Raw genomic sequence first — 14,164 nt, forward strand, 5'->3', positions numbered from 1 at the left:
TAGAAAAATGTTCCTCAATCTTCTCATTTTGCGCCAAAATTTTAATCAGTAACAGTGAATCCCATAGATCTTGCAGTTCCTTCAATCATAGCCATTGCTGTTTCAACTGATGATGCGTTTAAGTCTGGCATCTTAAGTTCAGCGATTTCTTTGACTTGTGCTTTTGTAACAGAAGCGACTTTCACAGTGTTCGGTGTTCCTGAACCCTTTTGAACGCCTGCTGCTTTTTTCAAAAGAATAGCTGCTGGAGGAGTTTTTGTGATGAATGTGAATGATTTGTCTTCATAAACTGAGATCACAACTGGAATAATCATGCCTGCTTGATCAGCAGTACGTGCGTTGAATTCCTTTGTGAATCCCATAATGTTGACACCTGCTTGACCCAAAGCTGGACCAACTGGAGGAGCTGGTGTAGCTTTCCCTGCAGGAATTTGCAATTTAACGAGTTTTTCTACTTTTTTAGCCACGTTAATGTTCTCCTTATATAGATTTTACGTGATGTGGTATGTTGACTTCTTTGAAGTCTCCCACGCCCAATACGCTTAAAAACGTACTTATCCATTTTACAGTATTCGCACGTTTTTGTCAATCTTTTTTTCTTTTATCCCATCAAAACGATGCACGCACACTTTTAGGATTATTTTTAGCTTGATTTTAACAATGAAAAGCGCGCATCGCTTAAGTGAACCCTTTTTTCATCCAGATGCAAAAGCTCAATCGTAAAATCTTTTCTGACAATAATTGCAGGATTTTGTGTGTGATTTCCATTTCCATCAGCAAAAAATAGTCGCGTGGACTCAACTTCTCCATCCACAGACCGCGGTGTCAAAACAGTCACACTAGCAATGTCATTTTCATGTGGATAACCCGTCCGACTATCTAAAATGTGGTGATACCGTTTCCCCTCTACGTCTAAAAATCGCTCAGAAATTCCAGATGTCACAAAAGATTGTGCTGGAGTGAGGACTTGAAGAATCGATTGTGTGGTTTTTTGAAGTGGATTACGAATCCCCACGCGCCACAATCCATCGGCATGAATCGGAGCATTTCCCATGAGTAAAAGATTTCCTCCTAAATTAATGATACCAGACTCCAGTCCTTTTGCTTGCCAAAAAAGTTGAATTTTATCTGCGATAAATCCTTTTGCAATCGCACCTAAATCCAATTCCATTCCTTTTTTCTTCAAAAAGACGCTTAAATTTCTGTCATTAATGACAACATCCTGTGGATCAATCAAGGCTCTTTTTTTTGCGATGTCAGTACTGACAGGACGTTTAGCATCCGAAAATCCAATGTGCCATAATTTTACCACAGGTCCAATCAGTGCATTAAATCCATCTGCTTTCATACTTTCTGCAAGCGCACGCTGACATAACCGATACACCACCAAAGGAACTTGAACGGGTTTGATTCCTGCCATCTGATTAATTTTCATCAGCTCTGAGTCTGCTCGATTGACTGTAAAAAGTGCTTCATAATCTAAAATTAACTGATAAGCTTCATCCAAAAAGCGCGTCTCTTTGACGCCAAACAAAGTCAAATCAATCCGCGTTCCCATCGCACGATACGTTTTTGAAACCTGATATCCAATCCCATTTTCAATTTCTTGCATCCCTACTCTTTTCTAAGCAAATAAACTCGTCCCATCGTCTAAATCCTCTGTACTTCCCGTTTGGGCATCGTCTTGAATCCCTGCATTGGTCGCTGTATTTTCAATCCACCACTTCGTTTTATCATCCAGCTGTAATGGTGACGTGTTGTCAGTACTGACAGCATCATGCAAATGCACAAACGCTAAAAATGCTTCAAAACATTGGGTCAACCATGCGATGGTGTGCTCATCCTTTAGTGCTCCAGAAGTTGTAAAACACTGGTCTGCACGCCCTAATAAAAACTGATGTCCCGATAAAACATGAGCTTCAAGTCCTGGCGCATTCAAAATTTGACGCAGATTTTCTTGCGCAAACACTGTCCCAAGATTCCCCAAAGACGCGCCAACAATCATGCACGGCTTTTGCAGCAGAGGGTGAGAAGGATCAAAAGAAAGCCACTCCAATAAAGATTTCAATGCTGCTGTGATGGCATGGTCATACTCTGGAGTACTGATGATGAGTGCATCCGCTGCAGTGATTTTTTCTGTCAGCGCTGAGATTTCCACAGGAATTTCCTCATCTTCACAAAAAAGAGAGAGATTCAAAAGTTCAACAATTTCGATTTGAGCAGAGGTTTGAAACATTTTTTTCATCGCCCACAGCAATTTTCGATTATAAGAAAAACCTGCATTTGTTCCGACAATGGCTACAATATTCATTTTTCACCTTCCTTTTTTTAACGTTCCATTTTATTTTAACAAAAAAAAGAGCGTTCGCTCTTCATTTGATTTCATTTTTCACGCCTTAAATCAATGGCCTCAAGCGGAATAATTTTTGTATTATGAGTCCATTTATAGCCAAAATAGAGCAAAATGAAAACTGGAAGCGCCGCATACGTTGCTAAAGCTTGTCCCCACTGTGCAGAAAAAAGTTGAGCAGGATCCAGATTAATCATGATGGCTGCTGTCATTAAAAGCGCAAGTAGTGGACCAAATGGGAACCATTTTGCTTTGTAAGGTAAGGCGTCAATTTTTCCTCCTTGCACAACATAAGCCCGTCGAAAACGAATATGACTGATGGAGATTCCCAACCAAGCCAAAAAACCTGTCAGTGATGACAAATCCACTAAAAAGAGATAAATCTGTGTTCCAAAAATCCCTGTCAAAAACGTAATAAAGCAAACCACAGAAGTCGCAAGTAAAGCAAGGACTGGAATGCCGTTTTTTGCAGTTCGTCCAAACATCTTTGGTGCACCATGATCTTGTCCTAACGCATACAAAATCCGTGTAGAAGCATACATGACCGAATTCGCAGAGGATACAACTGAAGTCAAAATCACTGCATTCATCACCGATGCCGCAAATGCAAAACCGATTTTTTTAAAAACAATCGTAAATGGACTCATCACCGCAGTAGAATTTGGATTCAAAAGTCTTGGATCTTTATAATTAATTACCGCTGCAATCACAATAATCGTGAAGATATAAAACAATAAAATGCGCCAAAAAATAGAATTCATCGCTTTAGGAATCGTTTGTTCAGGATTTTCAGATTCTCCAGCAGTCACCCCAAGGAGTTCTGTTCCTTGAAAAGAAAAACCTGCAATCAATAAAACACCAATAAAGCCAGTCAGTCCACCGACAAAGCCATGATTTCCTACCGTTAAATTTTTCACTACCAGATTTGCATCATATTTTCCTGTCAATGACGCCCAAATGATTGCAATCCCAACCACTAAAAATAAGAAAATCGTAATCACCTTAATGGTTGATAACCAGTATTCTGTCTCCCCAAACGCACGCACCGATAAAATATTAATCACAAAAATCAAAAGTGTCGCCACGCCAGAAAAAATCCACGCATGCACGTGCGGGAACCAAAATTGTGTGATCAATCCAGCTGTTGTCAAATCTACCGCAATCGTAATGGCGCCATTGAGCCAATAATTCCATCCCAGCGCAAAACCAAATGCAGGATCGACATACCGACTTCCATAATCTGAAAACGAACCTGATGTCGGAAAATAAGTCGCCATCTCTCCCAAACTTGTCATGACAAAATAAACCATGATGCCAATGAACACATAAGCAAGAACAGATCCAAAAGGCCCTGCTTGACTAATCGTTGCACCAGAAGTCAAAAATAACCCTGTCCCAATCGTCCCACCAAGTGCAATCATCGTGATGTGGCGTTGTTTCAACTTTCTTTTCACTTGATTTTTTTCGTCCAAAAATCCATCCTCAATCCACTAAAATATCAAAAATGAGCGAACTCATTGATTCGCTCACTATTTTATCATAAATGACGCTCAAACCCACATTTCAATCGTAAAAAAATAATTTTAGTACTTAAATGAACTCAATTGCGTCACTAATCCACTGATTTGAGCTCCGTTTTGATCCACTTGTGCAGTAATCCACTGCCCTGAGGGTTGTTTTAATCTCAACTGAACGGGTGTTTTCTTTTTAAAATACTCCACCAATGCCACCGCAACAGAACCTGAACCACACGCCGTTTCATAGTACAATGTATTAATCGCCTTGACTTTGATAACTGGTGCAATCTGATTTTCCTTGATAAAAATAATCCCCTGACACTCCTCATGTGCATGATCCAATTTTTCTAACCAAAGTTTTGCGCTTTCCATAATAGCGGCAGGATCATCCATCCACCCATCAATCACAAAAAGTTCAATCCCAAGTAAATCCACCTGATAAACCCCAGATGCGAGTTTTTTCACCGTTTTTTCAAGCGTATCTCGTAGTGGAATTTCAGCAAATGCTTCACCATGACTGACTCCAGCTCGAATCACGCGCGTCCCATCACACACCCGTAAATCGATCACTCCATCTTTCCCCTTCAGATAATGATAAGCTGCACTCCGACTTGCATTTCCGCAAAACTCTCCCCCTGCCATCATCAATTGAGGCAGTCCTGTTGTCGAAATAAATCCGACTTGCTCTACATTAGGATATGTTTTAAGAAGATCAGCATTGATTTTCTGACGCTTTTCAGTAGAAAAATCACTTCCTTCTACAAGCGCAGTATCATTTCCGGCTGGTCGATAAATATAAATGTTTTGATCGTTCACTTTCATTCCAAAACTCCATTTTTTTATTTTGTTGGATAGACGTCTTTATCAAACCATTGTTTTGAAATCTTAGCAAATTCACCATTTGCGACTAATTTTTTAATCCCAGCATTGACTTTTTCAATCAAAACTTTATCTGACTTGCGCGCACCAACAGCTGTTGGTGTATCCTCAAGTTTGGCTGGAATTGAATTGAAGTCATCGGTCTGATTGGCTTGTTTTAAATAATAGTTTGTATAGACAGAATCCACCAAAAGTGCATCAATCCGTCCATTTTGAACATCTAATAATCCTTGTTGGAAGGTTGAGTATTGCGTGATGGTCTGACCAAAAACAAAGTCTTTCAATTTCTTTGGATCATCATTAAATTCTTGATATTGAGAAGAGCCTGACTGAACACCGACTTTTTTATTCTTTAATTGGTCGATTGTTGTAATCCCACTTGATTTTTTGGTAAGAAGAACGTCGCCTCCTTCCATGTAAACATCTGAAAAGCGGACCAATTTTTCACGCGCAGCCGTTTTAGAATAGCCATTCCAAATCAGATCAATATTCCCCTCTTTGAGTTCTTGTTCTTTCAATGACCACGTGATTGGCTTCCATTTGACTTTGATGCCATATTCTTTAAACACTGCATTTGCAAGATCCACATCAAATCCTTTGGTTTTTCCATCCTTATCTTTAAATCCCATCGGAACAAAAGTATCATCAAAACCAATCGTGATGGTTTTTGTTTTTTGTGCTTGTGTCCATGTGTCTTTTGGCGCTGATGTCTTTGAACACGCTGCAAGTGTGACAAGCAAGACGAGTGCCATGAGGCTTAGGAGTGTTTGAGTTAATTTTTTCATGTTATCTTCTTTCTTTTTAAAGGGTTTTTGGATTAACTTTTAAAATTTGATCTGCAATTTTTTCTGCAAAAACAGGATCGTGCGTGACCACGATTTGCGTGGTTCCAAATTTTTTATTTTCCATAATGAGTGCTGCAACTTGATCTCTAAGTTCTGAATCTAACGCACTGGTCGGTTCGTCATACCCAATAATTTCAGGATCAATCATCATCGCTCGTGCCAAAGCCACACGTTGTTTTTGACCACCAGACAACGCATAGGGATACGTTTTTTCAAATCCCACCAAATCCAATTGTTGCAAAATTTTCGTAGCTTTTTGAATGGCTTTTTCTTTTGCAATGTTTTGACTGTAAATCGGACTTAAAATTAAGTTTTCAAGCACAGTTTTATGCGGAAAGAGTTGGAAATCTTGAAAGACGAACCCTAAAAGATCTTCTTTAAAAAAGTCATTTTCAATTTCAAACGTCTGATCGTTAAAGGAAATACTCGCATGATCTATTTTTTCTAATCCAGCAAGCATTCTCAAAAGTGTTGTTTTTCCCCCACCAGACGGACCCAAAATCGCCAAAACTTGATTGTTTTCAATGGTGAGATTGAATTGATCAAAAATCACTTTCTCTCCAAATTTTTTCGTTAAATTTTTTATTTCTAACATCATTATCTCCTTATTTATAAACACTAAAGTGTTTTTCAGTGAGTTTTGCAAGAATGGTTAAAATACCGTTGAATACGAGATAAAAAAGTCCTGCAATATAAAGTGGAACTAAAGTAACATCCCTTGTCATCGCGGTTTGTGCGGCGAGTGTCACATCCATGATTCCAACCACATAAACCAACGAACTGTCTTTAACCAGATTAATGACTTCATTCATCACACTTGGGAGTACAATTTTAACCACTTGAGGTAAAATAATCAATCGTGTCGTTTGCCATTTGCTGAATTTTAAAACTTGTGCTGCTTCATACTGCCCATTTGGAATCGCAGCTAATCCTCCGCGAAAAATTTCAGCAAAATAAGCCGCATAATTTAAAACGAATGCGATAAGAACAGAAAATAAACCACTTTTAATCGTTATCCCAATCATGGGCAATCCAAAATAAATTGTAATGATTTGCAGCAAAAGTGGTGTGCCGCGCATCACCCAAACATAAAATGCAAAAATCCATTTTAAAACAGATAAGCGCATCAAATACGCAATAATAATGCCCAGTGGAATTGAGATTAAGAGTGTGATGATAAAAACGTTTAATGTCACTAAGAAACCTTGCGCTAATTGTGGCAAAATACTCATAATGTAGGTCATATCTTCTTCCTTTTCTATAATACAGAATTTTCTGATATTTATTTTTATATAAAAAACCTTTGCCAGATGCCTTTTTTGACGCGCAAAGGGGAGTCGCACGAGTAAGAAAAAGACCGATTGTCTTTACAACCGGTCCTCTTGAGAATCACCGGCATAGATACTTGAGCGTACTCTAAAGCTGTATCTATACCTCACGTATGACACAACTTTTACCTATGCACATGATGATGGGCTGTAGTGAAATTTGTATTATACATTTATGACTCTCCTTTCTTTATTTTTATTCATTATATCTTAAAGTAAAATAAAATGCAAGAGTTAAACAAATATAAATTCATAAAATAGTGATTTTATGATAAAATCGTTATATGGAAACGAAAAAAACACATTCAATGCTACTTATTGTTTTAGGCGCCGTACTTGTCATTGCGGTTGGGGCTTTGGTTTATTTTGCAAATCAACCCACGTCATCCCCAAAAAATGCATCCGCTCCTCAAACAAACGCATCAATGCCCAGCAACTATAAGCTCAATCCTGCGGTCAAGAATTCAACTGAAGCGCTCAATAGCTTACCTCTTCCACAATTAAATTCCCATGTGGCCAGTGATGAAGCAGAGGTTCAGCTCAATACCACAGCTGGAGCGATCAAGATTAAACTTTTTCCAAAACTTGCTCCAAATGCAGTCCAAAATTTTCTTGTTTTAGCAAAACATGGCTATTATAAGAACAATGAATTTTTCCGCGTCATGAAAAATTTCATGATTCAAACAGGAGATCCTTCAAATACCGGAACAGGGAGTCAGTCGATTTTTAATAATCAACCGTTTGCTACCGAGATTTCAAATCAGCTTTATCATATTCGTGGGGCACTTTCTCTTGCAAATACAGGAGCAGAAAATTCGAGTAGTTCACAGTTTTTCATCGTCCAAAGCACGCAAGATTTGAGCAGTCAAATTTCAAAGTCTGTACCTGATCGGATTAAAGAAGCTTACAAAAAAGGAGGCTATCCAAGTCTTGATGGCTCTTATACTGTCTTTGGTCAAGTCATTTCAGGCCTGTCAGTTGTCGATAAAATAGCGCTGGCCGAGGTTACAACAAATAGCAGTGGTGAAAATTCAAAACCAGTCCACCCTGTAACAATCACAAGCGTTAAAATCATTAAAGATTGGAAATTCTAAAGAAAAAAATTCTGTCAGTACTGACAGAATTTTTTTATGAGAGTATTTTTTTCATATCAGAAGGCAGCGGTAATTCAATATCAATGCATTGATCCGTAAAAGGATGCAAAAATTGTAAGTGGTGACAGTGAAGTGCCTGCCGTGTCAATAATTCATGATTCCCACCGTATAAATCATCCCCAATCAGCGGAAATCCCAAATGCGAAAAATGCACACGAATCTGATGCGTGCGTCCTGTATGAAGTTGAATATCCAACAGTTGCAGTCCGTTTTTTTCTTTTACGATTTCATAACTCGTGTGTGCCTGCTTACTTCCCGCATCAAATCTGACTTGACGTTGAATGATTGAGCCATCTAATCGGCCAATCGGAAGTTGAATGCTTCCAGTTTGCGGAAGTTTTTGACCACAATCGCGTAACTGTTCACTGACAGCAGCCTTTTCCATTTCTGTCAGTACTGACAGCTTTGAATTTGCATCCACAATGGCGAAATAACGTTTTTGTAAGGACTTGCGATAGTTTGAATTCATATTCATCAGCGCATGGGCATAGCGATGTTTGGCAAAAAACATCACGCCACTCGTTGAGCGATCCAGTCGTGTAATAATGTGCACGGCTTGATTTTTATAGCCTTGACGTGCGATGTACCCTTTGACAGCATTTGACATCGCTCCTTTTGGATGATTTACTCCCGTAATCGACGGCACTCCCGCAGGTTTATTCACCACCAAATAATGCTCATCTTCAAACAAAACTTCAAGCGCAAGATCTTCTGGGACTAAACATTCATTGTCTGGTTCATCTGGGACTAAAATCGTCACGACATCTCCCACACGCAATCGAAAAATTGCATTTTCTTCATGTGCATTGACTAAAATTTTTCCGCCATCAAATTTGATATTGGACAAAAGACGCTTTGACACGCCATGACGTTTGAGCAAGTTTTTGACCATGCTCTGATTAATTTCATTGGTAAAAGAAAATTGCACCTCACTCAACCTCGCCAATAAATGAAGTTTTCACCCGTTCCCAAAACGGAGTATGCGCACAGTTTGCAAAAGCAATCGTTGCCCCATCCATACTATATTCAATGGTTTTGATATTTTTGTATTCAAAACTCAACTGATCAAAAGTGAGACTATAATCATCTTCTGCAGCGGGAATCACAGTAATCGTGTCTTTTTTTGCAACAATCATCGGTGAGCCAAGCGTGCGATACACGCGATTATTCAAACTCGCAATCTCTGCAATCTGCATCGCTTCAACACGCGGATGCATCACCGCACCACCAATGGATTTATTATAAGCTGTTGATCCAGTCGGTGTTGAAATGGATAACCCGTCTCCACGAAATCGCTCAAACAACTCTCCTGAAATCTGAACATCCCCAAGCATCGTTTTACTGGCCCGTCGAATCGTTGATTCATTGAGCACATGACGCACAATCTGATACCCATCATCAAAGCTCACTTTAACTTTTACCAAAGGATAATGAACAGCCTCACGAAAATTTTCATTTTTTAGCGCTTGAACGACCTCAAACAACTCATGATCTGTAAAATCCGTATAAAATCCTAAATGTCCTGTATGCACGCCCAAAAAACGCACGCGATCCAGCTGGGACTCATACATGTGCATCGCACGTAACAATGTCCCATCTCCTCCCACAGAAACAACAATCTCAGGATTAATATCATCAAAAATAAAATGCTCTACTTTGAGTAATTTTTTAAGTGCAGTCACTGTTTTTTGGGACTTTTCACTTGAATTTCCAATCACCCAAATTTTTTTACCAAAGTTCATTATCTTCTCCGTGTTCCTTTTTTAAATCTGCACGTGCTTGCAATCCATCAAACAAAAGCTGTGCTTCTTGAATCTCTCCACGGATCAAAGACATTTCAGCATCCAAAGAAGCTGCCTCACGCGCCGCGTTGGTCAGTCTTTCTTTAACTGCTGAGGGAATCACTCCCCCATATTTGTAATTCAAACTGTGTTCAATCGTCGCCCAAAAATTCATCGCTAACGTCCTGATTTGGATCTCCGCATTGATCACTCTAAACCCATCAATCGTATCAATTGGATATTGAATGACCACATGATAAGAACGATAACCTGAAACTTTTTGATTATTGATATAATCGCGTTCTTCGATGATTTTAAAATCACTTCGTTTGCGCAATAATTCAAGCACTTCCCAAATATCTTCCACAAATTGAACCATCACACGAACACCTGCAATGTCTTCCATTTCAGAAATCGTATCGCGCGTATATCCACGTTTTCGTGCTTTTTTCAAAATCGAATCTCGACGTTTGACCCGTCCTGTCACAAACTCAATCGGAGAATACGCTCCTTTTTTTAAATATTGTTTTCTGACACCACGAAATTTTATTTTTAACTCCCCCACCGTTTGGACATAAGGGTCTAAAAATTCTTCCCAATTAAAACTCATAAGCATTCCTAAAATAGCAAGTTGCCATTTCTTCCTTTTTTTTGATACAATAGACTTAATTTATAATGTATTTTGAATCATCCAAAATACCTTCTAGTATAATTTTACCATATCTGAAAGGAAAGATGTTTTCTTTTTACTAAAATTTAGAAAATAAAAGAAATCATTTCGTAACATTCATGAGTACTAATTTGGAGATTGAGTATAAATCGCTTTTAAGTTTAGCCGAATATGACCAACTAAAGCGCTTATTCTCACACATTACCCCCATCAGACAAACCAATCATTATTTAGACACCCCAGATTTTAAGTTGCGACGAAAAAAGTTGGCACTTCGGATTCGCACATTTGATCGAGATGCCGAAATGACCCTCAAAGTCCCTCAGGAAGTAGGAAATATTGAGCATAATATCGCATTGACGTTAAATGAAGCACAATATTTACTTGGCGAGCGCAAAATGACGTGTGGTCAAACGGATTTAGAAGAAATTTTTTGTTTGTTAGTTGAGCGCGAGATTGATCTTGAAGAAATCACTGTGATTGGAAGTTTGACGACCATTCGCTACGAGCAACAACTTCCAATTGGACTGTGTGCTTTGGATAAAAACGATTATTTAGGACATACTGACTTTGAATTGGAACTTGAAGTGGATGATAATGATCAAGGAAAAAAAGATTTTTTTGAATTTTTAGAAAAAAATCAGGTCGAATATCGTTTTTCAAAATCAAAAGTCGTTCGTTTTTTAGATTGCCTGCGTCATTTAAAAAAATAAAGCGTGCGCACGTTTTAAAGCACTGATCATGAGAATTTTTTAAGATTTTTTCATTCCAGTGTGTATATGGTTAGCGAAACGTCTTGCAATTTGATACGATAGTTCTTGTGATAATTATTAGAAAGTCGAGTGAATGATTTATGTTAGAGATTCACCTCTATTTTACCCCCTTGCTCACGCCATTAGAAGCGTTTGATCAAAACGATTGGTATCTTCATCCTGTTGTAAATATCAATGCGGCTAAAGCGTTGCGCGATCAGGAAAATTTCCCTAAAACCGTTCATCATTTGAATGCTTGTTTTGATCGTCTCGAAAAAATTGCACTGGATTTTCTCATCATCAATTTACACGGAAGAAAATACGGCCGCAAGTTTATCTTAAAACTTCAAGACAACCTCCAAGCAAAAGATATCCTCACCTACAATCATCAAATGAGAAATCAAATCCTTCACGACATTGGACTTTCTGCGACAGATTTTAAAGTGTTTAGAAATTTTGGAAAGCAAGAATTGTCAAAATCACTGCATGACTTTTATAACCAAAAATTTCTCACCACTCCTGCAAGCATTATTTTGACCGATCAAGAAGAATTCCATCTTGAAAGTTGTGATTTCCATCACTTCAAACAATTTTTAAACGAAAATAAAAAAACCGCCTAACGGTTTTTTTATTTTTGTGCGTCCATTTCTGCTTTGATTTCAAGATTTGTTTTTAAAAAAGCTTCTGAAAAGTTTTGATTCAGCTCTTTAAGATGTCCTCGCTCAACTTTTTTTACAAATTTCAATGCTTGAATTTGTTCGATTTTTTCATCCGCTTCAGATTCATTCACATAAATCAGGGTAAAATGTAACTTAGTACTGACATATCCTGTATCACCGTAGCGACTCAATTGTCGTGTTCCTTTGTATGAGGAACAATAAACATAAAGTGGCACACGTCCTGAAATTTCTAATGAACGAATCTCTTGTTTTTGAAGTGGAACACTGGATTCAATGATGTCTGGCGTGATGACCTCCTCCTTTCAGTGGTAAATTTTCATCAATAGAGATTGTCGTTGAAATACTTTGTGCAATTTTTTTTGTCAGTGCTGACAGAATTTCTTGCACATCATTTTCAGCGAGTTTCAACGCATAAACTTTGCTATTGGTCATGATTTCTTTTTGAAGCTGTTTGAGTTCTGGACGATAGGCAAGATATGCTTTATTGTCAGTACTGACAGCAATTTTTTTTTGCAGTGTATCATCTGACAAAAATGTTTTTTTTGCTTTTAAGTACGTCGCTACTTCGTCTTTTTTCATGAATTCATTCACAACTTCATCAATTAAATCATCTATTTCCAATAATTTTTCATCAATGATTAACATAAATTCATTATATCAAAAAGTAAATCGTTTAACAATTGAGTTTATCCTTGCATACTTATGAAAAAAATTATAAAATAGACCACATATTTCTAATTATACAGAAAATTTACTATTGTTATTTTTTATAAGGGTTAAGGAGACCAAAAATGGAAAAAGAAAACGTGGCGCACCCCCAAAAATTAGGGCTTAAAAACCGACACATTCAACTCATCGCAATCGCAGGAACCATTGGGACAGGTTTATTTTTAGGTGCAGGAAAAACGATTGAAATGACTGGTCCATCCATTGTGTTTTCCTACATCGTTATCGGCATCGCCATGTTTATCTTCTTACGTACTATTGGCGAGCTCCTTTATAACGACTCCTCTCAACACAGTTTTTTAAATTTCACAACAAAATACGTCGGACAACGTGCAGGATATTTTGTGCAATGGACGTATTGGCTTGTTCTTGTGTTTGTATGTATTTCAGAATTAACTGCAATTGGAACTTATGTGCAATTTTGGCTTCCTCATGTGCCGCTTTGGCTCATTGAAGTGGTCGCACTCGTCCTCCTTTTTGGACTTAATACACTCAATGCGCGCTTTTTTGGTGAAACGGAATTTTGGTTTGCCATTATTAAAGTGGCTGCGATTCTTGGAATGATTGGTACCGCAATTTTCTTATTATTTGGCCATTTTAGCTATGCTTCTGTGATTCAAGGACAATCTTTCAAAGGTGCGGTCAGTATTTCAAACATCACTCACAATTTTTCTTTCTTTCCTAAAGGCGTGATGAATTGGGTCAGCGCACTTCAAATGGTCATGTTTGCTTTTACGTCAATGGAATTTATCGGAATGACTGCAGCTGAAACAGAAGATCCTAAAACTACGATTCCAAAAGCCATCAATCAAATTCCAGTACGAATTTTAATTTTTTATGTTGGTGCGTTACTTGCCATCATGACCATCTTTACCTGGACACACATTCCAGCAGATAAATCGCCTTTCGTCATGGTTTTTGAGTTGATTGGAATCAAGTGGGCCGCTGCTTTAATCAATTTTGTCGTTCTGACTTCTGCAGCATCCGCATTGAATAGTTCTCTTTTTTCAGCCACTAGAAATATGTACTCTCTTGCCCGTCAGCATGATCGTGGAAAATTAACAGGACTCACAAAACTTTCAAGAAACGGCATTCCATTAAATGCACTTTATCTCGTTGCAGGACTTTCTATTTTTGCTCCGATTTTGACTTTAATTCCTCAAATCCAAAATGCGTTTGATTTTGCTGCTTCATGTACGACAAATCTCTTTTTGATTGTTTATTTCGTCCATCTTTACACTTTTTACAAATACCGAAAATCAAATGATTTTAATCCCGAAGGATTTTTAACGCCACGTGCAAAAATCACAGTTCCGTTTGTTCTTTTCATTTTCTGTGCGGTCTTTCTCAGCTTGTTTTTCCACACTGACACACTATTTCCTGCACTGGGAGCACTGGTTTGGACGATTGTTTTTGGGATTTACTCACGGACAAGAAAAATTTAATGATGCTCTTTCTCATTACTGCTAAAAAGAGCGAAAG

The 14,164-nt window shown here is 38.1% G+C and carries 17 protein-coding genes; 4 read left to right on the plus strand and 13 right to left on the minus strand.

Translation table 11 applies throughout. The features are described from left to right. Positions 1-41: 41 nt before the first annotated feature. The 8 genes from rplK to GHI93_RS01625 all read right to left on the minus strand — a co-directional run bounded on the left by rplK (position 42) and on the right by GHI93_RS01625 (position 6,835). Complete coding sequence (rplK, locus tag GHI93_RS01590) at positions 42-467, minus strand: 50S ribosomal protein L11 (RefSeq protein ID WP_343030294.1); 426 nt, start codon at positions 465-467, stop codon at positions 42-44. 176 nt (positions 468-643) lie between these two features. After that, complete coding sequence (locus tag GHI93_RS01595; RefSeq protein ID WP_153494973.1) at positions 644-1,612, minus strand: FAD:protein FMN transferase; 969 nt, start codon at positions 1,610-1,612, stop codon at positions 644-646. Positions 1,613-1,624: 12 nt separating this feature from the next. After that, complete coding sequence (locus GHI93_RS01600; protein WP_153494974.1) at positions 1,625-2,311, minus strand: NADPH-dependent FMN reductase; 687 nt, start codon at positions 2,309-2,311, stop codon at positions 1,625-1,627. A 71-nt stretch (positions 2,312-2,382) separates the two neighbouring features. Continuing rightward, on the minus strand, positions 2,383-3,822 hold the full coding sequence (locus GHI93_RS01605; RefSeq protein WP_153494976.1) for an amino acid permease: 1,440 nt from the start codon (positions 3,820-3,822) through the stop codon (positions 2,383-2,385). Positions 3,823-3,933: 111 nt separating this feature from the next. Beyond that, entirely contained in the window at positions 3,934-4,689 is a 756-nt protein-coding gene (locus GHI93_RS01610) for a histidine racemase CntK family protein (protein ID WP_153494978.1), read from the minus strand. Positions 4,690-4,706: 17 nt separating this feature from the next. Next, positions 4,707-5,531, minus strand: coding sequence for an amino acid ABC transporter substrate-binding protein (locus GHI93_RS01615; protein ID WP_153494980.1), 825 nt, complete (start codon positions 5,529-5,531; stop codon positions 4,707-4,709). Positions 5,532-5,547: 16 nt separating this feature from the next. After that, entirely contained in the window at positions 5,548-6,186 is a 639-nt protein-coding gene (locus GHI93_RS01620) for an amino acid ABC transporter ATP-binding protein (protein ID WP_153494982.1), read from the minus strand. 10 nt (positions 6,187-6,196) lie between these two features. After that, on the minus strand, positions 6,197-6,835 hold the full coding sequence (locus GHI93_RS01625; RefSeq protein WP_153494984.1) for an amino acid ABC transporter permease: 639 nt from the start codon (positions 6,833-6,835) through the stop codon (positions 6,197-6,199). Positions 6,836-7,203: 368 nt separating this feature from the next. On the opposite strand from GHI93_RS01625, the gene GHI93_RS01630 reads away from it, so the two are divergent. Beyond that, entirely contained in the window at positions 7,204-8,013 is an 810-nt protein-coding gene (locus GHI93_RS01630) for a peptidylprolyl isomerase (protein ID WP_153494986.1), read from the plus strand. A gap of 34 nt (positions 8,014-8,047) precedes the next feature. Here the strand turns inward: GHI93_RS01630 and GHI93_RS01635 are convergent, their stop codons facing one another. Genes GHI93_RS01635 through GHI93_RS01645 form a run of 3 tightly spaced genes read right to left on the minus strand, consistent with a single transcriptional unit; the run spans position 8,048 to position 10,464 of the window. Next, positions 8,048-9,001: an RluA family pseudouridine synthase gene (locus GHI93_RS01635; RefSeq protein ID WP_343030295.1), complete on the minus strand. Its 954-nt coding sequence runs from the start codon at positions 8,999-9,001 to the stop codon at positions 8,048-8,050. 1 nt (position 9,002) lies between these two features. After that, positions 9,003-9,815, minus strand: coding sequence for an NAD kinase (locus GHI93_RS01640; protein WP_153494990.1), 813 nt, complete (start codon positions 9,813-9,815; stop codon positions 9,003-9,005). After that, positions 9,802-10,464, minus strand: coding sequence for a GTP pyrophosphokinase (locus GHI93_RS01645; protein ID WP_170272361.1), 663 nt, complete (start codon positions 10,462-10,464; stop codon positions 9,802-9,804). Before GHI93_RS01645 ends, GHI93_RS01640 begins: the two co-directional genes overlap by 14 nt. Positions 10,465-10,643: 179 nt before the next feature. On the opposite strand from GHI93_RS01645, the gene GHI93_RS01650 reads away from it, so the two are divergent. Both GHI93_RS01650 and GHI93_RS01655 read left to right on the plus strand, forming a co-directional pair. Beyond that, complete coding sequence (locus GHI93_RS01650; RefSeq protein ID WP_153494993.1) at positions 10,644-11,237, plus strand: CYTH domain-containing protein; 594 nt, start codon at positions 10,644-10,646, stop codon at positions 11,235-11,237. 140 nt (positions 11,238-11,377) lie between these two features. After that, positions 11,378-11,896: a dithiol-disulfide isomerase gene (locus GHI93_RS01655; RefSeq protein WP_153494995.1), complete on the plus strand. Its 519-nt coding sequence runs from the start codon at positions 11,378-11,380 to the stop codon at positions 11,894-11,896. An 8-nt stretch (positions 11,897-11,904) separates the two neighbouring features. Here GHI93_RS01655 and GHI93_RS01660 read toward each other — a convergent pair whose 3' ends face one another. Beyond that, positions 11,905-12,234 (minus strand): YlbG family protein, encoded by a 330-nt coding sequence (locus tag GHI93_RS01660; RefSeq protein ID WP_415579443.1) that lies wholly within the window; start codon positions 12,232-12,234, stop codon positions 11,905-11,907. Further along, the gene (locus GHI93_RS01665; RefSeq protein ID WP_153494997.1) at positions 12,227-12,601 is read right to left on the minus strand and encodes a YlbF/YmcA family competence regulator; all 375 of its coding nucleotides are present in this window, start codon (positions 12,599-12,601) and stop codon (positions 12,227-12,229) included. The genes GHI93_RS01660 and GHI93_RS01665 overlap by 8 nt, the downstream gene beginning before the upstream one ends. A gap of 146 nt (positions 12,602-12,747) precedes the next feature. Here GHI93_RS01665 and GHI93_RS01670 point away from each other — a divergent pair, with 146 nt between their 5' ends. Beyond that, positions 12,748-14,127: an amino acid permease gene (locus GHI93_RS01670; protein WP_153494999.1), complete on the plus strand. Its 1,380-nt coding sequence runs from the start codon at positions 12,748-12,750 to the stop codon at positions 14,125-14,127. The last annotated feature ends 37 nt before the right edge of the window (positions 14,128-14,164 follow it).

Origin of the sequence: Lactococcus hircilactis (assembly GCF_009601015.1) — a bacterium.
Lineage (GTDB): Bacteria > Bacillota > Bacilli > Lactobacillales > Streptococcaceae > Lactococcus > Lactococcus hircilactis.